Raw genomic sequence first — 23,364 nt, forward strand, 5'->3', positions numbered from 1 at the left:
CGGGGCCAACAATCTTCTGTTGGACTCCCGGATCGCGGGGGAGCGGCGCCAACATTGATTTGTCATGCGAATCAATCGACACCCGGCGCAAGTATGTAAGCCGTCTCAAAAAATTGCCGCGACGAGCCGTTACGGGAGGATGCATGTCAGGGCTGGGAAAGCGGTTGGTTGTCGAAGGTGCCGGTACGGCGTGGCTCGTGTTCGTTGGATGCGGCACGGCCATGCTCAACGCTGGGGCGCAGGGGAATAGCCTTCTCGCTGCGCCGCTCGCATTCGGTCTCGCGCTGGCTACAGCGACCTATGTACTCGGGCGCTTCTCGGGCGCCCACTTCAATCCTGCCGTCACCGTCGGTTTTGTGACGGCGCAACGCTTTCCCGTTCGCTATCTCGCGCCGTATATCGCCGCGCAGGTGCTCGGCGCGCTCGCAGGTGCGGCGCTGCTCGTCTACATCGCCAGCGGACGTCCCGGCTTCGAACTCGCAGCAAGCGAGTTCGGCGCGAACGGATATGGCGACCATTCTCCCGGCGACTATCCGCTCCATTCCGCGCTGGCCGTCGAAATCACCATGTCGTTTGCGTTCGTGCTGGTGCGCATGCTCGTTTCCAATGTCCAGTCGGCGAACCTGATCGATCCGCTCGTGGCAGGCGTATGGCTGATGCTGAGCTACGTCGTTGCGACGCCCATCACCAATGCATCGTTGAATCCCGCGCGTTCCACGGGACCGGCGCTGTTCGTAGGCGACTGGGCGCTCGACCAGTTGTGGCTCTTCTGGGCGGCTCCGCTGGCGGGCGGCATGCTTGCCGGCTTGCTCCATTCGCATCTGTCCGGCGACCCGGGCGATATCTTCGCGCAGCCGTCCCGGGGGGGGCGGCATGGCGAGTCGGCCTGAGCGTACGCACATGGACCGATCGCGCATCTTCACCCATTCTCGTGTTCACGCCACACGTCGCGCCTGGTTGCCGGGAGTTTGCCTGGCATTGAAGGCAAGCCTCGCGCTGCTGTTGATACTGCTGAGCGGTCAGCCGGCCCAAGCCGCGCTTGGCGCGCGTCCACCAGCGTTTCCGTCCAGACTGATAGTCGGCGTGCTCACCAACGGCTGGTCGCCGTTCGAGATGTTTCAGGAAGGCCGTATCACCGGGCTGAGCGTCGACTATCTGCGCGCCGTCGTCGGGCCGGACGTCGAGATCACGACGAAGTCGTTTCCAGACCTCAACGAGTTGCTTGCCGCCGCGTGCGCGAATCGCGTGGATGTATTGATGAGCATAGCCCGCACGCCGGAGCGCGAGCATTGCCTGTCGTTCTCGGTGCCGTATTTTCGGGGATCGACTTCCGTCGTGACGCGGGCGAGCAATGCGATGGCTTTCACGGGCGAGGCACAGATTCAAAGCGCGCGCGTCGCCATTGAGCGGGGGTTCGCGCTCGGCGCCGTGCTACGCGAGCGTTTCCCGCGCGCACGTATCGACAGCTTCGCCGACACGCTTGCCGCGTTGCGCGCCATCAAGCGGGGTGACGACGACGCCTATTTCGGTTTTACGCCTGCCGTGCGGCATTATCTGGCGGACCCGGAATTCCGTGACCTCAGTATCGCGTTCGAGGAGACGGGGCAGGCGAGCGAGATGCGCTTTGCCGTGCCCGCCGCGAAAAGCGAGCTGCGCGACAAGCTGGACCGCGGGCTGTCCGCGTTGCGGCCGGACGACGAAGCCGCAATCCGGGCGCGCTGGATCGGCGGCAGTTTCGAATCGCGGCCAGAGCCGTCGGTGTCCAGTCTCGTGCTAAGCCGTGAGGAGCAGGCGTGGCTCAAGTCGCTTCCGCCGCTTTCCGTTGGCTTCGACGCCGACTGGGCGCCGTTCACCACGCTCGACGAGCTTGGCCGTCCCGCGGGTATCGCCGCCGACTATCTCGACTATCTGGGCCGCACGCTCGGCCTCTCGTTTCACCGCGCTCCAGCGAAGGACTGGCCGACCACGATTGCCGACTTCAACCGCGGTAACGTCGCGTTGCTCGCCACTGCCACGCGCAATGATTCCGAACTGGAGCACGCAACTTTTACCCGCGCCTACGAAACCTATCCGCTTGTCATCGTCGCGCGCGAGGCGGAACCTGCTGCGCGCGGCCTCAACGATTTTGCCGCGCGCCGCATCGTGGTGTCGATGCATAGCCAGGGGGCGTTGCCATTCGAGTTGTACGGCGTCGTCGCGACGCACGCGACGGTCGCGCCCAATCTCGATGCCGCGCTGAAACTGCTGGCCGCCGGCGGCGCCGACGCGCTGGTGGGCAACGTCGCGGAAATCGACGCTGCGCTGACACGGGAATATGCGGGCGTGCTGAAAGTGGTCGGCGTGGTGCGCGAGCCAGCTCCCGTCGGCTTCGCGGTTCATGACGACCTCGCGCCGTTGGCGGGGCTGATAGACCGCGCGCTGCTCGCGATGCCTGCTTCCGAGCGCCAGCGTATCCGTCAGAAATGGGTGACGGGCGACGCGCCGCCGCAAGGCGGTTGGAGCGTGACGGCACTGCGACTGCTGCCCGTGCTGATCGGCATCGGCGTCGTGCTGCTGGTGACCTTGCGCGCCTATGTGTTGCTGCAGCGTGAAGTGGGTCGACGCGAGCGCACCGAGAGCGAGCTCGAGTCGCAGCTGAACTTCCAGCAGACGATGATGGAAATGGTCCCATATCCGCTCGTCGCCAAAGACTTGCAAGGGCGCTATATCGGCGTCAACAGGGCTTACGAGCAGGCGACGGGCCTCAGGCGTGAAGCCGTGATCGGCCGCACGAGCGCGGACGTGCACGCCTGGGGGAAGGACAATAGCTCACGTCTCGAACAGTTGACGCGCGAAGCGCTGCAGAGCGGCTCGGCCACGCAGATCGAACTGGAGTTCGAAGACGGCGAGTCCGACATCCGGCATGGACTCTTTTGCGTGTGCATCTGTAACGGCGCCGACGGTACGCCGCTTTGCGTGCTCGGCACGCTGGTCGACATCACCGATATCCGCCGCGCCGAAATGCTCGCCAGCGAGATGCAGCGGCGTCTCGTCGACGTAACCAGCTCGTTGCCGGCGGTCGTCTTCCAGTTGCGCCGCGGGCTCGATGGCCGATACACGTTCCCCTATGTAGGCGGCGATACCCAACACTTGCTGGGTTACGACAGCGCTGTGCTGATGCGCCGCCCAGCGCTCGATTTCGGCAGCATTTGCGCGGACGACCGTCCCGGCGTCGTCGCCGCGCTCGAGCGTTCCGCTGAAATGTCGGAGCCGCTGCATCTGGAGTTCCGGATCGACGGTCCGAGCGAGCAGCGTTGGGTTCGCGCGCAACTCGTGCCGCGTCGCGAGCCGAGCAATGCGACCGTCTGGAGCGGCTATTGGGTCGATGCGAGCATCGAACGCCTGCGCGCCGACGAACTGGCGCGCGCACGCGATCTGGCCGAAGCGGCATCGCGTGCGAAGGACGATTTCCTCGCGATGATGAGCCACGAAATCCGCACGCCGATGAACGGTGTGCTCGGACTCGTCGAAGTCCTGGAGCGCACCCGGCTCGATGCCGACCAAGGTGAGATGCTCGGGATGATCCACGAATCGGCGGGTGCGCTGCTGCAGATTCTCGACGACCTGCTCGATTATTCGAAGATCGAGGCGGGACGACTGACCATCGAGTCCGAGCCGATCGACCTGCGTGATCTGGTCGATACGGCGGTCGGTCTGCTGGCGGGGCGTGCGCATGAGAAAGGTCTCAAGGTGCGCGTCGATATCGATCCGCAAATCGCTGCAACGCTGCGCGGCGACAGCGTACGTCTGCGACAAATCCTGTTCAATCTGCTCGGCAACGCGATCAAGTTCACGCCGCGAGGCGAGGTCGACGTGAATGTGAAGGTAGTCGAGGAGAGCGAGGCGGGACAAACGGTCGAGATGACCGTCGTCGATACGGGCATTGGAATCGCGCCCGAGGTCCAGGCTCGCCTGTTCGAGCCTTTCATGCAGGCGGAATCGTCGACCACGCGGCGCTTCGGCGGCACGGGCCTGGGGCTGACGATCTGCCGCAAACTGATCGCGTTGATGGGCGGCACGCTGTCGTTGTCGAGCACGCCTGGCAAAGGCACGCATATGACGCTGCGTTTGCGCATGCCGCTCGAAATGCAGCAATACACGGCGGGCGGATTGCGCGGCAAGCGCGGCATCGTTGCGACGCCGGATGCGTGCGTCGCGAAGGCGCTCGCGCACTTCGGCGCGGCCCTCGGCATCGAACTGCGGTGCGCCGGTGCCGACCTTGCCGAGTTGCGCGATCCGCAAGCGCTGCGAAGCGTGGACCTCATCTTCGTCGGCGACGGCGTCGAACTGCCGGCGGCCGTCGCGCAGGCCGGCGCGAAAATCATCAGCTTGACCGAGAAGCCGAAGCCGACGGGCTACCGGATCGTCGATAACGCCGTGCGCGTGAGCATCAACCCGATCTCATGGCGCGGCCTGAGCGCGGCATGCGCGGCCGCGTTGACGGGCCTTTCGCCGACGCCCGCGCGTCTTCCCGGCGCAGCCGAAACCGCGGCCGCGCCGCCGGATCGGGAGCGCGCGATTGCGTGCGGGCGCCTCGTGCTCGTCGCCGAAGATCATCCCGTCAATCAGGAGCTGATCCGTCATCAACTGGCGCTGCTCGGTTTCGCGTGCGACGTCGTCAATAACGGCGCCGAGGCACTCGAAGCACTCGACGCCACACCGTACGGCTTCCTGATTACCGACTGTCACATGCCCATCATGTCCGGCTACGAATTGGCGCGATCGGTGCGCGAAAGCGAGCGGCTGACAGGCGCGCATCTGCCGATACTCGGGATCACCGCGAACACCGCGCCCGAAGATCTGAAGGCATGCCGCGAGGCCGGCATGGACGATTGCCTTGTCAAACCGACGCGGCTCGCCACCTTGCGTGAATATCTGAGCCGCTGGTTCGGCGCGGACAGCGCGCGGCCCGCCACGCTAGGCGACGCAACCACGGCTGTCGTCCCGGATGCCGGACATGAAAGCGCCGGCGGCATCCCATTCGTTCCCGTCGATCTCAGCCAGCTGACGCAGATCTGGGGCAGTGAATCGACGGTCAAATCGCTGCTCGATGCGTTCGTGTCGGCCGTGCGCGACGATCTGCGCGCGTTGCCGCCGCTGCTGAACGACATCGATATTCCGGCGTTGCGTCAATGGCATCATCGTGTCGCTGGCGCGGTGGGCGTCTTGCAGTATCCGCCGCTGCTCGGCGCGCTCGAACAGTATCGGGGGCAATTGACCTCGGCGCCGTCGGATGCGCTGCGCAGCGAGGGCATTGCGCTCGTGCGGACGTGCAATGCGATGCTCGACGGCATCGAAGAGCAGGCGGCGCTGCTCGCCTGAGTTCCCCCGTTCCTTCTCCCGCTTCGCCACGCCTTGCACCGCTGCGCGTGCGTCACGCGCAGTGCTCCGAATTACACTAGTATGTGCTGGCGCATGAGACGGCGTCTGCTCACGCACCACGCGTGAAGCGACGCCGATCCAGCGCGCAAAGACTCGGAGAGAACGATGATTGCAATTCGAAAGCTGAGCATGGTGGCTGTCTTGTGGGCGCTGGCGTCGGGCGTCGCGCTGGCGGATACGGTGGAATTGAAGGCGGACCTGGAGCCGTCGAGTGAAGTGCCGCCGCGCGTGAGTCACGGGCATGGCGCATTGAACGCCACGTTCGATACCTCCACCAATACACTCAAGTGGACAGCGACTTACGAGAGTCTGTCGGGTCCCGTGACGATGGCGCATTTCCACGGTCCAGCGCCCGTCGGGCAGAACGCCAAGGTGCAGGTGCCCATCGACAAAAACGCGCTCGCCAGTCCGATCAAAGGCTCGGCAACGCTGACGGAGCATCAGGTCACCGACCTGATGGGCGGCCAGTGGTACTTCAACGTTCACACCGCGCAGAATCCGACGGGGGAAATTCGCGGGCAGGTGTTGCCGGCGAATTAAGCGAAGCACGCAGTACGATGGCCGGAACCTTCAAGCAAGGGTTCCGGCCGTTTGTTTTCAAACGGCGCGCGCGCGTCCACGTCGCCAATAGAAGCCGACTTCGACTGAAGCGCGTCGAAAGCCACGTACCATGGCGATTCAACCCGCGACGGAGAGTGCCCGATGAGTTGGCAAAGCGCCTTGGCATGCTGGTTCCTGCGCCGTCAGTTTCATCCGCAGACGCGGCATCCGACGATCAGCGCCGAACGTGCACGCAGGCTGACGGCGAAACGCGCGTACACGCCGCGTGTGCCGTCCGGCTGGACGCTGGATGAACGCTACGGCGAGCACGACTGGCCGTTGCGCGGCGAATGGCTGACGCGCGTCGACGGCAGGCACACGGCGACGATCCTCTATCTGCACGGCGGCGGCTATTACTTCTGCTCGCCGCAAACGCATCGCGCGGCATCCTTTGGGCTTGCTTCGCGCAGCGGCGCGCGGGTGTTCTCGCTCGATTACCGTCTCGCGCCCGAGCACCCGTTTCCCGCCGCGCTCGACGATGCATTGGCCGCGTATCGCCGCTTGCTCGAAGACGGCACGAAGCCCGACTCGGTCGTGATCGCCGGCGATTCGGCGGGCGGCGGCCTCGCGCTCGCAACGCTGGTCGCGCTGCGCGATGCGGGGGAGCCATTGCCGGCCGGTGCAATCCTGTTTTCGCCGTGGACCGATCTCGCGGCGACCGGCGCGTCGCTGCAAACCAATGACGGCATCGATCCGATGTTTCACGGCCCTTCCATCGCAAGGGCCGCAAGGCTTTATCTCGCCGACACGCCGTCTACGCATCCATACGCATCGCCGCTCTACGCGGAACTGAAGGGGCTGCCGCCGCTCTTCATGCAGGTGGGCAGCACAGAAGTCCTGCTCGACGATTCGCGCCGCGTCGCGGACAAGGCGCGCGCAGCGGGCGTCGATATCGACTTCGAGATCTGGCGCAAGATGCCGCACGTGTGGCAGCTCTGGGCGCCGTTCATTCCCGAAGCGCGCCGTGCGCTCGATCTCGCCGCGCGCTTCGTCGCGCGCGTGACGAGCGAGCCGCGCGACATTCATCCGGCGAGCGAAAGGTCGATCGCCTGATACGCGGCCTGCACGGCCTCGGTGCCGTACTGGCGCTCGAGCCGGCGCACGGTGAAGTGGCCGTGCGCAACCTGCTGGAAGTGATCGATGAACACGGTGTTGACCATCGCGCCAAGCACCGCGCCGATGGCCGGAATCGACTTCGCAGCAATCTGCTCGCTCACCTGCACGGAGAAGCGCGCCGCGATCGTGTTCAAGAGCCGCAGCAACGCCGCCGAGCCGTGTGTCGTAAACCCTTTCGTCGCGATCTCCGACGACGCTTTCGACACCGCCTGCGCCAGCGCGCCGCGCATGATGAAGTAGCCATAATCGGCGTCGTCGTCGGCTTTCGACGTGCCGCCCATGCCGAGCACCGTCAGGCATTGCAGTTGTGCATCGACGGACGTCAGATCCTCGCCCTCGCTGCGCGCGATATCGCAGATCGAGCGGAACATCAGCGTGGTCGTGACGGGCAGTTCGACGGGTAGCGCGAACAGCCCGAATGCGCCGCCCGCTGCGCCCGTCGTCGCCACCGCGAACTTGTGCAGCAGATTGCTCGGCCGGTCGCTGGCACCGAGCGGCGCGCCGCCCATCGGACGACCGAGCGTGCGCAGCGCGATCTGCAGACATTTGCGCAGTGCGAGTTGCGTCGCGTCGTTGACCTTGTCGCTGGCGATCGACGGCATGCGCGAAATCAGCTTTTCCATCGGCGAGCCGACGATGCTGGCGAGCTTCATCGTCAGCGCCGGGCTTTCGAGCTCGTGTTTGGCGCGGCGCAGGGCCGCGAGATCGTCCGCGGAAAGCGGCGGGGCGGCGAGCATAGTGGGTTCCATGATGTCCCTGAGTGTCGGTATTTTTGAGAATCGTCGGAGGAAGCGGTCGCAATCGACGCACCCGAATTAGAACCATTCAGCATGGTATGATTCCTTATCGTTGACTCGTCAACTGTTGTTCGATCAAAAATGGCCGTGCATACCGCCGCCCACCATTCGAGTGGGCAAGTTTTACCGTTCCGGGAGTCGCTGCTGGCGATGCTCGGCGTTTCTTTCGTCTCGATGCTCGTCGCGCTCGACCAAACCGTGGTCGGCACCGCGCTACCGACGATCGTCGCGGATCTCAAGGGCTTCGAGCTGTACGCGTGGGTCGCGACGTCGTATCTGCTGACGTCGGTGATTACCGTGCCGATCTTCGGGCGCCTCGGTGACTATTACGGCCGCAAGCCGTTCGTCATTGCATCGATCATCGTGTTCACGGCTGCTTCCGTGCTCTGCGGCGCGGCCAACAACATGCTGTTCCTGGTGATCGCGCGCGGCTTGCAGGGCATCGGCGGCGGCATGCTGGTCGGCACCGCGTTCGCCTGCATTCCCGATCTCTTTCCCGATTCCGTGGTCCGGTTGCGCTGGCAGGTGCTGATGAGTACGGCGTTCGGCATCGCGAACGCCATTGGTCCGTCGCTCGGCGGCTTTCTCACGCAGTACTACGGCTGGCGCTCGGTGTTCTACGTGAATCTGCCCGTCGGTTTGTTGTCGCTGTTTTTCGTGTGGCGTTATCTGCCGCATCTGCGGCATGTCGTTCACGAAGGCAAGATGCGGCTCGACTGGCCCGGCGCGTTGTTGATCGCGCTGTCGCTCGGCAGCTTGCAGATGTTCGTCGAATTGCTGCCCAAGCATGGCGTGACAGCTTCGGCGCTTGCGTTGCTCGTCGTGAGCGTGGCGTGCGCGATTGCGTTGTGGAAATGGGAAAAGCGCTTCCCACAAGCGATTCTCCCCATCGACATGTTCCGCAACAAGAGCCTGTCCGCGCTGTTCGTGCTGGCCGTGCTCGGCGGCTTCGCGATGTTCTCGCTGCTGTTCTACGCGCCGCTGTTGTTCCAGGGCGGCTTCGGCATGACGCCGAACGAGGCGGGGCTCGTGATCACGCCGCTCGTCGTGTTCATCACGATTGGCAGCATTGCGAATGGGCGCATCGTGTCGCGCGTGCCGAACCCGAACGTGATGCTGTTCATCGGCTTCGCGCTGTTCGCGGCGGCGTCGCTCGGCGTGGTGGTCGCGACGCGCGCGATGCCGCACTGGCTGCTGATGCTGTTCATGACCTTCGGCGGACTCGGCCTCGGCTTCGTGCTGCCGAACCTGACCGTGTTCGCGCAGCAGACGGCGGGCCGCGAGCATCTCGGCATCGCGACGGCGCTGCTGCAGTCGCTGCGGATGATCGGCGGGATGATCGGCACGGCGCTGACGGGCACGCTCGTCACGCATATGTACGCGAGCGGCGTGCGCAGCGCGCTCGATGGCGATCAGGCGAGCCAATGGATCGCCGATCTCGGCGATCCGCAGATCCTCGTGAACCGCGACGCGCAGCACACGCTTTTGAACGAACTCGCGAAGGCAGGGCACAATGGCGCCGTACTGCTGGAGTCGGCGCGCGAGTCGCTGGTGGGTGCGATCCATATCGGCCTGATGCTGGGCGCGCTGGTGTCGCTGTTTGCGATCTGGCAGAGCCGGCGCGTGCCGCCCGTCAAGCTGCGCAAGCAGATCGAGCCGGTCATCCACGCGGATTGACGGGAATGTAAGCGCTTTTGAATCGAAGATAGATCATGGAAGAACAGGACCGCGTCGCTATCCTGCATCAGTTTGGACGCACGTATCGCGCGTTCATGTCGGCGTTCGAAGGGCGCGTCGGGCATCCTATGCCGCGCTGGCGCATTCTGCTCGCGTTGTACGAGCAGGCGGGCGAGTCGTCGCAGAAGAAACTGGTCGAACGCTTGCGCATCGATCCGGGCGCGCTGACGCGGCAATTGAAGTCGCTCGAAGCGATGGGCTGGATCTCGCGCAGCATGGACGAGCGCGACAACCGCATCACGAACGTGAAGCTCACGGCGCATGGCCGCGCCGCGATCGAAACGAGCCTGCCGGATCGCAACGCATTCCTGCACGACACGATGGCCGCCTTGCCCGACGATGTGCTAGAGGGTCTGTCGAGCGCGCTGACGATGCTCGAAGCGCGCATCGGCGAAGTAGCCGCGTCTGCGGGGACCGATGTGGAAGCGACGCAAACCGGGCGTTGAGCCAGCAATGAGCCAATAGAAAACGGCGCTGTGTCGTGAGAGACGCAGCGCCGTTTCGATCGAAGAAGAATCAGAAGAACGTTTCGATCACTTCCGTCACGCGATACGCCGGATCGAGCACCAGCACCTGACGCCACTTGTCGAACGTCAGGCACGGATGCGAGATGTCGAACGCAATCATGTCGCCGACTTTCAGATCGGCGCCTGCGGGAATCCGCAGATAGGCGTGCTGATCCATCAGGCCGAAAATTTCCCAGCCTTCGTCTGCGGCGACGTCGCGCGGCGCCTGCGTGCCCGGACGATAGTGCTTCGCGGGCTCCGGATAGCCCGCGTCGAATGCCGAGTCGCGCTTGCCGAGGCCGATGATGGCGCGGTCCGGTTCGGGAATGGACTGCACGTACGCCCACAGATGCAGCGCGGGCAACAGCCCTTCGCCCATGCGCTTCGCAACCGGATTGCGCTTGAAGATATCCGTCTGCGCCTTGCGATAGATGCCGACGTCGTGCGTCAGATAGCAACCCGGGCGCAGCACGATTTCGATGCGGTCCTTGCGCGACGCCTTCGAAAACTCTTCCGCGACGACGTCGTACCATGCCGAGCCCGCGCCCGACAGCACAGCCGGCGTGCGAGCGAAGCGGCCTTTGTCCGACAGTTCGAGCGTGAGCTTCACCGCGCTGCGCAGGAAGTCGCGCACTTCCTGTTCTTCCTTCAACACGCCTTCATACAGTTCGATGCCCGCGAGCTTCAACGAATCCGGGTAACGCGCGATCGCATCGAGCACCGCATGCGTTTGCGCGTCGTCGCGCACGCCTGTACGGCCGCCAGGCACGCCGAGTTCGACCAGCACCTGCAACTGCTTCTTCACCGAGCCGAAGAACTTGCCCAGTTGCTCGACGCCTTCGACGGAATCCACCAGGCAGAAGAACTCGAAGTCCGGATCGCTCAGCAGTTCCGCGATCATCAGCATGTTGCGCTTGCCGACCAGCTGGTTCGCCATCAATACGCGCGAGACGCCGCCGTGATACGCGGCGCGCACCTGATGCGCGGTGGCAAGCGTGATGCCCCACGCGCCCGTTTCGATCTGGCGGCGGAACAGTTGCGGCGCCATTGTCGTCTTGCCGTGCGGCGCGAGCTTCACGCCGTACTCGGCAACGAACGCCTGCATCCACTTCAGGTTGTGCTCGATACGGTCCGCATACAGAACGGCGGCGGGCAGGCTCACGTCTTCGTCGAGCAGATTCCATTCGAGACGCGCCGCGTCCGTCAGTTGGATGCTGGTGCCCGGCACATTGCCCAAGCCCTTGCTGTAAGGGTCGATCGTGGCTCCCTGATAGTTTGTAACTTTCATGTCATCCTGCTCCATCGGCCAGTTAAATCGAATCGAAGTTGACTTTCATATGTTACCGAAAGTACGATGTTTGATGAAATGTTATTTAGTACCACGCGTGCCGCGAGCAATGTTACCCGCGGCGCGTGGCACTCGCGAGCCATGAATTCCACCGCCGAACCCGTTGCCTTCGACATTGTCGCCCGCATTGCGGAATGCGCGCCCGAATTGCGTTCGGCCGAGCGCAAGGTCGCCGCGCTGATTCTCGACGATCTGACGGGCGCGTCGCGCGCGAGCATCGGCGCGTTGGCCGAGCGGGCGCAAGTGAGCGTCGCGACGGTCACGCGTTTTGCAAAAGCGGTTGGCTGCCGCGACGTGCGCGAGCTCAAGCTGCGGCTCGCGCAGGCGGCCGCCGTCGGTCAGCGGTTCCTGCAACCGGGTGCACAGGCCGACGCGCCTGAGCCATTGGCGACGCGTGTGTTCGACGAGTTGCAGACGGCGCTTACGCACAATCATCAGTTGCTGTGTCAGGCGCCCGTCGCGCAGGCCGCGGCGGCGATGCGCGAAGCTCGCATGATCTACGTGTTCGGCATGGGCGGCGGCTCGACGGCGCTTGCCGATGAAATGCGCTTTCGGCTCGTGCGCCTGGGGCGGCCCGTGGCGACGTATCAGGACGGCTTGTTGCAGCGCATGGTTGCATCGACGGTCTCGCGCGACACCGTCGTGATCGCGCTGTCGACGACAGGGCGCGTGCCGGAAATGGTGGACAGCTGCACGATCGCGCGCAGCTATGGCGCGACGCTGATCACGGTGACGGCGCCTGCCTCGCCGCTTGCGAAGCTGGCCGACTGGGTGATTCCCATCGTCGCTTTCGAAACCGATTTCATCTACAAGCCGTCGTCGTCGCGCTACGCGATGATGATGGCGCTCGACGTGCTCGTCACCGAACTGGCCGTGAGCCTCGGCGACGAGAGCCGTGAACTGCTGCGCCGCATGAAGCATGCGCTCGATGCGCATCGTGGCGGCGGCGATCGACAACCGCTAGGAGACTGATTCATGCACTCGCACCCCGAAGCCGCCGATACGCTGATCGTCGGCGCGCAACTGTACGACGGCACGGGCGCGCCGCCTGTCGAACGCGATGTCGCGTTGCGCAATGGAAAGATCGCCGCGATCGGCAATCTGTCGAACTGGCTGGCCGAAGAGGTGATCGAGGCGAACGGCCGCGCGCTCGCGCCCGGCTTCATCGACGTGCACACGCACGACGACACGCACGTGATCCGCTCGCCGCAAATGCTGCCGAAGATCACCCAGGGCGTGACGACGGTGATCGTCGGCAATTGCGGGATCAGCGCGTCGCCCGTGTCGCTCAAAGGCGACCCGCCCGATCCGATGAACCTGCTCGGCGCGCGCGATGCATTTCAGTACCCCACATTCGCCGCCTATGTCGATGCCGTGAATGAGGCGAAGCCTTCTGTGAATGTCGGCGCGTTGATCGGACATACGGCGCTGCGTAACAACCACATGGACCGGCTCGACCGCGCGGCGACGCGTGAGGAAATCGACGGGATGCGCGTGCAGCTCGAAGAGGCGCTCGCGAATGGCGCGCTGGGCTTGAGTTCGGGGCTCGCGTATGGCTCCGCCTTTGCCGCGCCGACGGAAGAAGTGATGTCGCTGGCTGAACCGCTCGCGGTGGCGGGCGCGTTGTACACGACGCACATGCGCACCGAGTTCGATGCGATTCTCGATGCGATGGACGAGGCGTACCGCATCGGCAAGCATGCGCGCGTGCCAGTCATCATCTCGCACCTGAAATGCGCGGGGCCGTCGAACTGGGGGCGCAGTGTCGAGGTGCTTGCGTCGCTGGAAGGCGCGCGGCAGTTTCATCCTGTCGGTTGCGACTGTTATCCGTACAACCGCAGTTCATCGACGCTCGACGTCAAGCAGGTGACGGGCGATATCGACATCACGATCACGTGGTCGACGCCGCATCCCGAGATGGCGGGCAAGATGGTGAAGGAGATCGCGGCGGAGTGGGGTGTGCCGCAGCAGGAAGCGGCGAAGCGTTTGCAGCCTGCGGGTGCCGTCTATCACAACATGTCCGAGGACGATGTGCGGCGCATCCTGTCGCATCCGGCGACGATGGTGGGCTCCGATGGTTTGCCGAACGATCCGTTGCCGCATCCGCGTTTGTGGGGCGCGTTTCCGCGTGTGCTGGGCCACTATGCGCGCGACCAGCAGCTGATTCCGCTGGAAGAGGCGATTCGCAAGATGACGAGTTTGTCGGCGCGGCGTTTTGGGTTGAAGGAGCGTGGCGAGGTGCACATCGGTTATCACGCCGATCTCGTGCTGTTCGACCCGGCGCGCGTGCGCGACGCGGCGACATTCGAGAAGCCGCAGCAGGCGGCTGACGGAATCGACGCGGTGTGGGTGAATGGTGTGCTGTCGTATCTGGATGGCAAGCCGACGGGCGAGCGCGCGGGGAAGTTTGTGGCGCGTGGGGCGACGGCGGCGTCGCGGGCCGAGCATACGCAGGGCTTTTGAATTTTTGCGTTCGCATTGGGTGCGGACGCGCTTACGTTACAGGAGTTGAACGATGAAGCGTTATGGCGTTGAAGGTGGCAAAGGCACGGGCGGTCAGGTGATGCCGTTTGCGCGTGCGGTCGAGGCGGACGGCTGGCTGTTCGTGTCGGGGCAGACGCCGATGGAGAACGGCGAAGTGATCAATGGCGGGATTGTCGAGCAGTCGCACAAGACCATTCAGAACGTGCTGGCGATTTTGACCGAGGCCGGGTATGGGCCTGAGCACGTCGTGCGGTGTGGGGTGTGGCTCGATGATCCGCGGGATTTTGCTTCCTTTAACAAGGTGTTCAAGGAGTACTTTGGGGCGAATCCGCCTGCGCGGGCATGTGTTGTGTCGTCGATGGTGATCGATTGTAAGGTTGAGGTTGACTGCGTCGCTTATAAGAAGCCTGCGGGTTGAGGTTTTTTGGTTTGGTTTGGTTTGGTTTGGTTTGGTTTGGTTTGCTTGTGCTTTTGCTTTTGCTTTTGCTGGCATCCGCGATTTGCTTTTTCGCTGGCATCCGCGATGCGTTAGCGTGCTTCACGCGTCGCCCCTGTGCGGGGCGGCACCTACTTTTCTTTGCCGCCGCAAAGAAAAGTAGGCAAAAGAAAGCGGCTCACACCGCCAGCGCTTGACGTTTGCCCACGGGCCCCCAACGTCCCCACGCTTCAAACGGCAACGTGCTAGTTGATGGGCGTTGCCAACGCGCTGAATTAGCGCCTCACCCACTTCAAAAACCCGTACATGAGCCGGCGCCAGCGAATGGTATGTGCCGCCCAGGTGGCAAACTGTGTGTAGGTTTTCCTGACGTACACGTTAGCGCTCTTACAGGGTGGAGCGCGTGCGCAATTGGTCTGGAGTGAAGCATGTGGAGCACCGAGGGCCGACACACAGTTTGCCACCTGGGCGGCGGTGGACTGTCTGGCAGGGCGTAGCGTGACGCGGGAGCGTGAAGCGGGTGAGGCGCCCAGCAAGAGCGCTGGCAACGAGCAAGAATGACGTGATTGCCGTGTGAAGCGTAAGAACCTTTGGGGGCCCTCAGGCAAGAAGAAATGTTGGCGGTTTGAGCCGCTTTCTTTTGCCTACTTTTCTTTGCGGCGGCAAAGAAAAGTAGGTGCCGCCCCGCACAGGGGCGACGCTTGAAGCGAGCTAACGCATCGCGGATGCCGGCGCAAAGACCAAAACACCGAACGGCGACGCGTGAAGCACGCTAACAGTTCGCGGATGCCACCGAAAGCTCAGAACCCGCAACCCGGCTGCCACCGCAAAACCCCAAAACCCCAAAACCCCAAAACCCCAAAACCCCAAAACCCCAAAACCCCAAAACCCCAAAACCCCAAAACCCCAAAACCCCAAAACCCCAAAACCCAAACCCCACCCCAAGCGTCGCAGACAGAAAACCCCAAAATCACTGCCTTGCGGTCCGCAAATTATCCGGCATCGGCAGATTAAAGTTAGTACGGAAAGGATTGATATCCAGCCCACCGCGCCGCGTATAGCGCGCATAGACGGCCAGCTTCACAGGCTGACAAACCTTGAGCACGTCGAGAAAGATCTTCTCGACACACTGTTCATGAAACCCAGTATGGTTTCGATACGAAATAATGTACCGCAGCAACGAAGCATGATCGATCTGCGGCCCCACGTAGTGGATCTGCACCGAACCCCAATCAGGCTGCCCAGTCACCGGACAATTCGACTTCAGAAGATTGGAGAACAAGGTCTCTTCGGTAGGCGCCTCGTCAAGCGCAGCCTTGAGCAACGAAGCATCCGGCAAATAAACATCGGTATCCAGATCGAGCCGATCCAGCGAAGTCCCTTCAAACTCATCCATCGAGAGCTTCGAAAATTCCGCCGGCGGATAAAGATGCAGCGAAACGGAAGCCTCACACGCAGCGGAAACATCGCGCTTGATCGTGTCGCGAACCGTCTCGATGGAATCGAACGAAGTCTGCGCGAACGAGCCCAGATACAGCTTGAATGACTTCGACTCGACGATATTCGGCGATTCCGCCGGAATATAAAAAGTGGCGATCGCAATCTGCGGCTTGCCGCGCGCATTCAGCCACGACAGTTCATAAGCGTTCCAGATGTCCGTGCCGAAAAACGGCAACGTCGCCCCAATACCGATCTGCTCGCGCGCATTCTTTCGCGCGATCGGAAAGAGCAACGATGCATCGTACTGTTCGGTGTAGCTGGACGGTTTGCCCAGCGGTGATTGTTCGGGTGTCATGATGCGTTCACGATGCCACTCAATACATGCCCGATCGCTGTCACGTCACGGGCCGACTCGCAGTGGCGAATTTGGTCGTCGAAGAAAAAGTCCGGCTCGAACTCGCGCAAAAACGCGCTCTTGTCGAGCCCGCCAAGAAACATCGCTTCGTCGATTTCGATGTTCCAGGCCATCAATGTGCGTATCGCGCGCTCATGCGCGGGCGCCGAACGCGCCGTCACCAGCGCGGTGCGAATCTGCATCGGCGCGGCTTCGTCGGCCAGCGTCTGCAGCCGATGCAACGCTTTCAACAAAGGCTTGAGCGGTCCATCGGCAAGCGGCAAATCCTTGTTGTCGATCTCATGACCGACAAACGCCCCCAAGCCGTCCTTCTGAAACACGCGCTCCGCTTCGTCGGAAAACAGCACCGCGTCGCCGTCGAACGCAATGCGGATTTCGTCCGGATACTTGCTCGCCATTCTCGCCGATTCGGGCAACACGCGTGCAGCAGGAAAACCGGCGGCCAAGGCATCGCGAACGTCATCCTGATTCGCCGACAGAAACAACGATGCATTCAGCGGCTTCAGATATGCGAACGGCGCGCGACCGCGCGTGAACACTCCACGCTCGATTGCGAGCCCATGCTCGCGGCACGAACTGAACGCACGCAAGCCGCTGATGGGATCGCTGCGCGACAGAATCACCACTTCCACGCAATGCGCGCCCGTGTTGAGCGCAAGCAGCTTGCGAATCAGCGGAAACGCGACGCCTGGCTTGGCCGGCACGTTCAGCCGCTCACGCTGCAGTGCTTCGTAGTCGCGCAGATTGCCATCCTCGTACACGCGGTTCTCTTCCTCGAAGTCGAACAGCGCGCGCGAGGAAATCGCCACTACCAGTTTGTCGTCGAGCGAAAAGGCCATGCGCGTGCTTCGTTATCCAAGGAACAGTCGATACACCGGGTTCAACGTCTCTTCCCAATACGGATAGCCGAGCGTCGCAAGGAAGCGCGCGAATTCCGAATCTTCCGCCGACGGCACCTGGATGCCGACGAGGATCGAGCTGTAATCCGCGCCCTGGTTCCGGTAGTGGAAGAGGCTGATGTTCCAGTTCGGCGCCATCGACGACAGGAACTTCATCAGCGCGCCCGGCCGTTCGGGAAACTCGAAGCGGAACAGGCGCTCGTCGTGCGCGAGCGGCGAGCGGCCGCCGACCATGTAGCGGATATGCTGCTTCGATAGCTCGTCGCCCGTCAGATCGACGGTGGCGAAGTTGTGCGCCTCGAACGCGCCCGCGATCTGCGCGGACTCGCTGCGGTTGCGGATCTGCACGCCGACAAAGATATGGGCCGACTTCGAATCCGCAATACGGTAGTTGAACTCCGTGACGCTGCGCGTGCCGACCAGTTCGCAGAACCGCTTAAAGCTGCCGCGCTCTTCGGGAATCGTCACCGCGAACACGGCCTCGCGCGCCTCGCCGACTTCCGCGCGCTCCGCGACGAAGCGCATGCGGTCGAAGTTCATGTTCGCGCCGGACGTGACGGCGATCAGCGTCTGGTTCTCGATGCCTTCACGTTCCGCGTACTGCTTCGCGCCCGCTACAGCCAGCGACCCGGCCGGTTCCAGCACACTGCGGGTGTCCTGGAAGACGTCCTTGATCGCCGCGCACAGTGCGTCGGTGTCCACGGTCAACACTTCGTCGAGATATTCCTGGCACAGGCGGAACGTCTCCTCGCCGACCAGCTTGACGGCCGTGCCGTCCGAGAACAGACCCACTTCGTTCAGCGTGACGCGTTCGCCCGCCTTCAGCGACTGTGCCATCGCGCAGGAATCCTCGGTCTGCACGCCGATCACCTTGATCTCCGGGCGCACCGATTTCACGTACGCCGCGATGCCCGCCGCGAGACCGCCGCCGCCGATAGGAACGAAGATCGCGTGAATGGGCGCCTGATGCTGGCTCAGCACTTCCATCGCGACCGTGCCCTGGCCGGCGATCACGTATTCGTCGTCGAACGGATGGACGAAGGTCAGGCCGTGTTGTTCCTGCAGTTTGACAGCGTGTGCGTAGGCATCGCTATACGACTCGCCCGACTGCACGACTTCGACGGTCGGGCCGCCGTGCGCGCGCACGGCGTCGACTTTCACCTGCGGCGTCGTCACGGGAACGACGATGATCGCCTTCACACCCATCCGTGCCGCCGACAACGCGACGCCTTGCGCATGGTTGCCCGCCGAAGCCGTAATCACGCCGCGTGCGAGCGCGTCGGCGGGAATGTGCGCCATCTTGTTGTAGGCGCCGCGCAGCTTGAAGGAGAAGACGGGCTGGTTGTCTTCGCGCTTCAGGTAAATCGGGTTGCGCAGCCGTGCGGACAGATTCCGCGCATGTTCGAGTTCGGTCTCACGCGCGACGTCGTAGACGCGGGCGGTGAGGATTTTCTTCAGGTAGTCGTGGGAAGCCATGCGGGTCACGCGCGATGCGCTATTTCGGACAGGAAAGGATCAATGATAGCGCCAACCGTCTGTCCGGACGCACCTGATCCGGGATTCGTCCGATTGCGTTCGCTTTATCGACAAGCTTGGCCAGCCGACCGGACGGTCGAAAAATCGGGCTCAGCGTGGGCGCGGACGCGATGCGTTTTGAGGGAGTCGCCGCCGGGCATTTTCGTGGCGAATTCTGGCAAGCCAACGCGCAAAGGCTTGTCGCGCGGACATTCAGGCGTCAACGCGCAATAGGATCATGCGGTAGAATCCTATTTTGGAACAAGGATCGGAAGATGCACTGGCAGCCTCGGATCGCCCATTTGATGCCCGTCCCGCGCGAGTCTCGTCCCGCGGCGCAGCGGCACGTGCGGCATGCACGATCGTGTAGCTGCCTCTGAGCGCCGCGAGGCGGCCGGCCACCCACGTTCCAGCCATATCCCCGGCGATCCCGGGCGCTGGCCCGCCGGTTGCGGCTTCGCACACTAGAAAGATTTCCAGCATTGCGCCCCACGCGCACTGTCAGCGGGCCTCAACGATGAGCGCACGCCGCTGACCTACCGAGTCGTCCAAACATGAACGCACCTCAAGTTTTCGATCCGCACGGCGCCGCCGCCACCGTTGCCGCCGACGCCGAACCGCGTCTGCGCGAAATCCCCTACAACTACACGTCGTTCTCCGACCGCGAAATCGTCATCCGTCTGCTTGGCGACGAGGCGTGGGCCGCGCTCGACGAACTGCGCGCGGAACGCCGCACGGGCCGCTCGGCGCGCATGCTGTACGAAGTGCTCGGCGACATCTGGGTCGTGCGCCGCAATCCTTACCTGCAGGACGACCTGCTCGACAACCCGAAGCGCCGCGCGCTGCTGATCGAAGCGCTGAATCACCGTCTGACCGAAATCGAAAAGCGCCGCCGCGCCGACCTCGTCGAGCATGGCGACGATGCGGGCGTCGATCGCGCGGCACGTGTCGAAACGCTGGTCGCCGCCGCGCGCCGCGCCGTCGATGCGTTCGCGGGCGAGTTCGAGAAAATGGCCGACCTGCGCCGTCGCGCGACCAAAGTGCTGGGCCGCCAGACGCAGAAGGACAACATCCGCTTCGACGGCCTCGCGCGTGTTTCGCACGTGACGGACGCGACCGACTGGCGCGTCGAATATCCGTTCGTCGTGCTGACGCCGGACACGGAAGCCGAAATCGCCGGTCTCATCAAGGCGTGTTTCGAACTCGGCCTGACCGTGATTCCGCGCGGCGGCGGCACGGGCTACACGGGCGGCGCGGTGCCGCTTACGCCGTTTTCGGCCGTCATCAACACCGAGAAGCTCGAACAACTCGGCGCGGTCGAATTGACCGAACTGCCCGGCGTTGCGCATAAGGTGCCGACGATCTTCTCCGGCGCAGGCGTCGTCACGCGTCGCGTGACGGAAGCGGCCGAGCAGGCGGGCTATGTGTTCGCCGTCGATCCGACCTCGCTGGACGCATCGTGCATCGGCGGTAACGTCGCGATGAACGCGGGCGGCAAGAAGGCCGTGCTGTGGGGCACGGCGCTCGACAACCTCGCGTGGTGGCGCATGGTCGACCCGGAAGGGAACTGGCTCGAAGTCACGCGCCTCGATCACAACCTCGGCAAGATTCACGACATTCCCGTCGCGCGCTTCGAACTGAAGTGGTTCGACGGCGAATACGCGCCGGGCGAAAAGCTGCTGCGCACCGAGTCGCTCGACATCGAAGGCCGGCGTTTTCGCAAGGAAGGTCTCGGCAAGGACGTCACGGATAAATTCCTCGCCGGCCTGCCGGGCATCCAGAAGGAAGGCTGCGACGGCCTGATCACGTCGGCGCGCTGGGTGCTGCACAAGATGCCCGCGCATACGCGCACCGTTTGCCTGGAGTTCTTCGGCCAGGCGCGCGAGGCGATTCCGAGCATCGTCGAAATCAAGGATTATCTGTTCGAAACGTCGAAGCAGGGCGGCGCGATTCTCGCGGGCCTCGAACATCTCGACGAGCGTTATCTGCGCGCGGTCGGCTATGCGACCAAGAGCAAGCGCAATTCGTTTCCGAAGATGGTGCTGATCGGCGACATTGTCGGCGACGATGCGGACGCTGTCGCGACGGCGACGTCGGAAGTCATCCGCATGGCCAACGGCAAGAGCGGCGAAGGCTTTGTCGCCGTGAGCGCCGAGGCGCGCAAGCGCTTCTGGCTCGACCGCAGCCGCACGGCCGCGATCGCGAAGCACACCAACGCGTTCAAGATCAACGAAGACGTCGTGATTCCGCTCAATCGCATGGGCGAATACACGGACGGCATCGAGCGCATCAACATCGAACTGTCGATCAAGAACAAGCTGCAACTGGTCGACGCGCTCGAAGCGTTCTTCAGGAGCGGCAAGCTGCCGCTCGGCAAGAGCGACGACGCGAACGAAATTCCGAGCGCCGAATTGCTCGAAGACCGCGTGCAACAGGCGCTCGAACTGCTCGCCCATGTGAAGAAGCGCTGGGAATTCCTGCGCGACAAGCTCGACTTGTCGTTGCGTGAAGCGCAGCACTATCTCGTGGGACTCGGCTATGCGGGGCTCGCGGAAAAATTCGCGGACCGGGTCGACGATCAGCCGGACGCGAACGTGTTCCATATCGTCCAGGACCGCACGGTGCGCGTGTCGTGGAAGCAGGAAATCCGCGCGGAACTGCGCCAGATCTTCAACGGCGGCGAGTTCAAGCCGATCCTCGACGAAGCGCAGGCCATCCACAAGCAGGTGCTGCGCGGCCGCGTGTTCGTCGCGCTGCACATGCACGCAGGCGACGGCAACGTTCATACGAACATCCCCGTCAACTCCGATAACTACGAGATGCTGCAGGACGCGCACGTTGCCGTCGCGCGCATCATGAAGCTCGCGCGTTCGCTGGATGGCGTGATTTCCGGCGAGCACGGCATTGGCATCACGAAGCTCGAGTTCCTCACGGAAGACGAGATCGGCGAATTCCGCGCGTACAAGCAGCGCGTGGACCCGCATGGCCGCTTCAACAAGGGCAAGCTGCTCGAAGGCGCGGATTTGCGCAACGCGTACACGCCGTCGTTCGGGCTGATGGGTTATGAATCGCTGATCATGCAGCAGTCCGATATCGGCGCGATCGCCGATTCGGTGAAGGACTGCCTGCGTTGCGGCAAGTGCAAGCCCGTTTGCGCGACGCACGTGCCGCGCGCGAACCTGCTGTACAGCCCGCGCAACAAGATTCTCGCCACCTCGCTGCTGGTCGAGGCGTTCCTGTATGAAGAGCAGACGCGCCGCGGCGTGTCGATCAAGCACTGGGACGAGTTCAACGATGTCGCCGATCACTGCACCGTCTGCCACAAGTGCGTGACGCCGTGCCCGGTGAAGATCGACTTCGGCGACGTCACGATGAACATGCGCAATCTGCTGCGCAAGATGGGCAAGAAGAAGTTCAACGCGGGCAACGCGGCGGGCATGTTCTTCCTGAACGCGACCAATCCGCAGACCATCAATCTCGCGCGCACCGCGATGATGGGCGTCGGCTACAAGGCGCAGCGCCTGGGCAACGACGTGCTGAAGAAGCTCGTCAAGAAGCAGACGGCGCATCCGCCCGCGACGACGGGCAAGCCGCCCGTGGTCGAGCAGGTGATCCACTTCGTCAACAAGAAGATGCCGGGCAATCTGCCCAAGAAAACGGCGCGCGCACTGCTCGACATCGAGGACAACAAGATCGTCCCGATCATCCGCAACCCGAAGGCCACGACCGTCGATTCGGAAGCGGTGTTCTACTTCCCCGGTTGCGGTTCCGAGCGCCTGTTCTCGCAGGTCGGTCTCGCCACGCAGGCGATGCTATGGGAAGCGGGCGTGCAGACGGTGCTGCCGCCGGGCTATCTGTGCTGCGGCTACCCGCAGCGCGGGTCGGGCCAGTTCGACAAGGCCGAGCAGATCGTCACGGATAACCGCGTGCTGTTCCACCGTGTCGCGAACACGCTGAATTATCTGGACATCAAGACGGTGGTGGTGTCGTGCGGCACGTGCTACGACCAGCTGGCTGGCTACGAATTCGAGAAGATCTTCCCGGGCTGCCGGATCATCGACATCCACGAATTCCTGCTGGAGAAGGGCATCAAGCTCGACGGCGTGAAGGGCACGCGCTACATGTATCACGACCCGTGCCACACGCCGATCAAGACGATCGACCCCGTCAAGCTGGTCAACGAGCTGATGGGCTCTGAAAAGGACGGCTACAGGATCGAGAAGAACGATCGTTGCTGCGGCGAGTCGGGCACGCTGGCCGTCACGCGACCGGATATTTCGACGCAGGTGCGCTTCCGCAAGGAAGAGGAAATCCGCAAGGGCGCGGCGAAGCTGCGCGGTATTCCCGTCGTGGCCGACGCGGGCGCGAACGCGCAGCCGGGTTCGGTGCTGAAGGCGGGCGACGGCCCGCAACCGAACGGCGCCAATGATGCGAACGGCGCGGGGACCGACGTCAAGATCCTGACGAGCTGCCCGTCCTGTCTGCAAGGCCTGTCGCGCTACAACGAAGACGCGAATATCGAAGCGGACTATATCGTTGTCGAAATCGCGCGACACGTGCTCGGCGAGAACTGGATGGCCGACTATGTGCAGCGTGCGAACAATGGCGGAATCGAGCGCGTGCTGGTCTAATGGCGCGATAAAGGTTCCG

General features: G+C 63.3%; 15 protein-coding genes. 10 read left to right on the plus strand and 5 right to left on the minus strand.

What is annotated here, in order from left to right; translation table 11 throughout:
- The first annotated feature begins 143 nt into the window (after positions 1–143).
- From C2L66_RS01980 to C2L66_RS01995, 4 genes are all read left to right on the plus strand, one after another.
- Entirely contained in the window at positions 144–890 is a 747-nt protein-coding gene (locus C2L66_RS01980) for an aquaporin (protein ID WP_054929684.1), read from the plus strand.
- Complete coding sequence (locus tag C2L66_RS01985; RefSeq protein WP_082670287.1) at positions 874–5,361, plus strand: ATP-binding protein; 4,488 nt, start codon at positions 874–876, stop codon at positions 5,359–5,361. The genes C2L66_RS01980 and C2L66_RS01985 overlap by 17 nt, the downstream gene beginning before the upstream one ends.
- A 165-nt stretch (positions 5,362–5,526) precedes the next feature.
- Positions 5,527–5,961 carry a CHRD domain-containing protein gene (locus tag C2L66_RS01990; RefSeq protein ID WP_060599290.1) on the plus strand — a complete coding sequence of 145 codons (435 nt, stop codon included), beginning with the start codon at positions 5,527–5,529 and terminating at the stop codon, positions 5,959–5,961.
- A gap of 162 nt (positions 5,962–6,123) precedes the next feature.
- A complete protein-coding gene (locus C2L66_RS01995; RefSeq protein ID WP_060599289.1) occupies positions 6,124–7,074 on the plus strand; it encodes an alpha/beta hydrolase in 951 nt (316 codons plus the stop codon).
- On the opposite strand, the gene C2L66_RS02000 is transcribed toward C2L66_RS01995, so the two are convergent.
- Positions 7,044–7,886 carry an EcsC family protein gene (locus tag C2L66_RS02000; RefSeq protein ID WP_060599288.1) on the minus strand — a complete coding sequence of 281 codons (843 nt, stop codon included), beginning with the start codon at positions 7,884–7,886 and terminating at the stop codon, positions 7,044–7,046. The two genes, C2L66_RS01995 and C2L66_RS02000, sit on opposite strands and share 31 nt — an antisense overlap.
- Positions 7,887–8,015: 129 nt before the next feature.
- Between C2L66_RS02000 and C2L66_RS02005 the strand changes: the two genes are divergently transcribed.
- Both C2L66_RS02005 and C2L66_RS02010 read left to right on the plus strand, forming a co-directional pair.
- Positions 8,016–9,611, plus strand: a complete 1,596-nt coding sequence (locus tag C2L66_RS02005; RefSeq protein WP_054929687.1) for an MFS transporter — start codon at positions 8,016–8,018, stop codon at positions 9,609–9,611.
- 35 nt (positions 9,612–9,646) lie between these two features.
- Positions 9,647–10,117 carry a MarR family winged helix-turn-helix transcriptional regulator gene (locus C2L66_RS02010; protein ID WP_060599287.1) on the plus strand — a complete coding sequence of 157 codons (471 nt, stop codon included), beginning with the start codon at positions 9,647–9,649 and terminating at the stop codon, positions 10,115–10,117.
- A gap of 70 nt (positions 10,118–10,187) precedes the next feature.
- On the opposite strand, the gene C2L66_RS02015 is transcribed toward C2L66_RS02010, so the two are convergent.
- Complete coding sequence (locus tag C2L66_RS02015) at positions 10,188–11,465, minus strand: amino acid deaminase (RefSeq protein WP_060602359.1); 1,278 nt, start codon at positions 11,463–11,465, stop codon at positions 10,188–10,190.
- 141 nt (positions 11,466–11,606) lie between these two features.
- Between C2L66_RS02015 and C2L66_RS02020 the strand changes: the two genes are divergently transcribed.
- Genes C2L66_RS02020 through C2L66_RS02030 form a run of 3 tightly spaced genes read left to right on the plus strand, consistent with a single transcriptional unit; the run spans position 11,607 to position 14,427 of the window.
- On the plus strand, positions 11,607–12,497 hold the full coding sequence (locus C2L66_RS02020; protein WP_060599286.1) for a MurR/RpiR family transcriptional regulator: 891 nt from the start codon (positions 11,607–11,609) through the stop codon (positions 12,495–12,497).
- 3 nt (positions 12,498–12,500) lie between these two features.
- A complete protein-coding gene (locus tag C2L66_RS02025; RefSeq protein ID WP_060599285.1) occupies positions 12,501–13,988 on the plus strand; it encodes an N-acyl-D-amino-acid deacylase family protein in 1,488 nt (495 codons plus the stop codon).
- 52 nt (positions 13,989–14,040) lie between these two features.
- Positions 14,041–14,427, plus strand: a complete 387-nt coding sequence (locus C2L66_RS02030) for a RidA family protein (RefSeq protein WP_060599284.1) — start codon at positions 14,041–14,043, stop codon at positions 14,425–14,427.
- 988 nt (positions 14,428–15,415) lie between these two features.
- On the opposite strand, the gene queF is transcribed toward C2L66_RS02030, so the two are convergent.
- Genes queF through ilvA form a run of 3 tightly spaced genes read right to left on the minus strand, consistent with a single transcriptional unit; the run spans position 15,416 to position 18,675 of the window.
- A complete protein-coding gene (gene queF / locus C2L66_RS02040; protein WP_060599283.1) occupies positions 15,416–16,240 on the minus strand; it encodes an NADPH-dependent 7-cyano-7-deazaguanine reductase QueF in 825 nt (274 codons plus the stop codon).
- Positions 16,237–17,139, minus strand: a complete 903-nt coding sequence (locus C2L66_RS02045; RefSeq protein ID WP_060599282.1) for a 5'-nucleotidase — start codon at positions 17,137–17,139, stop codon at positions 16,237–16,239. The genes queF and C2L66_RS02045 overlap by 4 nt, the downstream gene beginning before the upstream one ends.
- Positions 17,140–17,151: 12 nt before the next feature.
- Positions 17,152–18,675 carry a threonine ammonia-lyase, biosynthetic gene (ilvA, locus tag C2L66_RS02050; RefSeq protein ID WP_054929693.1) on the minus strand — a complete coding sequence of 508 codons (1,524 nt, stop codon included), beginning with the start codon at positions 18,673–18,675 and terminating at the stop codon, positions 17,152–17,154.
- Positions 18,676–19,268: 593 nt separating this feature from the next.
- Between ilvA and C2L66_RS02055 the strand changes: the two genes are divergently transcribed.
- On the plus strand, positions 19,269–23,345 hold the full coding sequence (locus C2L66_RS02055; RefSeq protein ID WP_103323675.1) for a DUF3683 domain-containing protein: 4,077 nt from the start codon (positions 19,269–19,271) through the stop codon (positions 23,343–23,345).
- The last annotated feature ends 19 nt before the right edge of the window (positions 23,346–23,364 follow it).

The organism is Paraburkholderia caribensis (genome assembly GCF_002902945.1).
GTDB classification, from domain to species: Bacteria; Pseudomonadota; Gammaproteobacteria; order Burkholderiales; family Burkholderiaceae; genus Paraburkholderia; species Paraburkholderia caribensis.

Bases quoted from the DNA above. Each gene is read 5' to 3' on its own strand.
- C2L66_RS02000 (WP_060599288.1), bottom strand. From the start codon at position 7,886: ATGGAACCCACTATGCTCGCCGCCCCGCCGCTTTCCGCGGACGATCTC.
- C2L66_RS02015 (WP_060602359.1), bottom strand. From the start codon at position 11,465: ATGAAAGTTACAAACTATCAGGGAGCCACGATCGACCCTTACAGCAAG.
- queF (WP_060599283.1), bottom strand. From the start codon at position 16,240: ATGACACCCGAACAATCACCGCTGGGCAAACCGTCCAGCTACACCGAA.
- C2L66_RS02045 (WP_060599282.1), bottom strand. From the start codon at position 17,139: ATGGCCTTTTCGCTCGACGACAAACTGGTAGTGGCGATTTCCTCGCGC.
- C2L66_RS01980 (WP_054929684.1), top strand. From the start codon at position 144: ATGTCAGGGCTGGGAAAGCGGTTGGTTGTCGAAGGTGCCGGTACGGCG.
- C2L66_RS02030 (WP_060599284.1), top strand. From the start codon at position 14,041: ATGAAGCGTTATGGCGTTGAAGGTGGCAAAGGCACGGGCGGTCAGGTG.
- C2L66_RS02010 (WP_060599287.1), top strand. From the start codon at position 9,647: ATGGAAGAACAGGACCGCGTCGCTATCCTGCATCAGTTTGGACGCACG.
- C2L66_RS02020 (WP_060599286.1), top strand. From the start codon at position 11,607: ATGAATTCCACCGCCGAACCCGTTGCCTTCGACATTGTCGCCCGCATT.
- C2L66_RS02055 (WP_103323675.1), top strand. From the start codon at position 19,269: ATGAACGCACCTCAAGTTTTCGATCCGCACGGCGCCGCCGCCACCGTT.
- C2L66_RS01985 (WP_082670287.1), top strand. From the start codon at position 874: ATGGCGAGTCGGCCTGAGCGTACGCACATGGACCGATCGCGCATCTTC.
- C2L66_RS01990 (WP_060599290.1), top strand. From the start codon at position 5,527: ATGATTGCAATTCGAAAGCTGAGCATGGTGGCTGTCTTGTGGGCGCTG.
- C2L66_RS02005 (WP_054929687.1), top strand. From the start codon at position 8,016: ATGGCCGTGCATACCGCCGCCCACCATTCGAGTGGGCAAGTTTTACCG.
- ilvA (WP_054929693.1), bottom strand. From the start codon at position 18,675: ATGGCTTCCCACGACTACCTGAAGAAAATCCTCACCGCCCGCGTCTAC.
- C2L66_RS01995 (WP_060599289.1), top strand. From the start codon at position 6,124: ATGAGTTGGCAAAGCGCCTTGGCATGCTGGTTCCTGCGCCGTCAGTTT.
- C2L66_RS02025 (WP_060599285.1), top strand. From the start codon at position 12,501: ATGCACTCGCACCCCGAAGCCGCCGATACGCTGATCGTCGGCGCGCAA.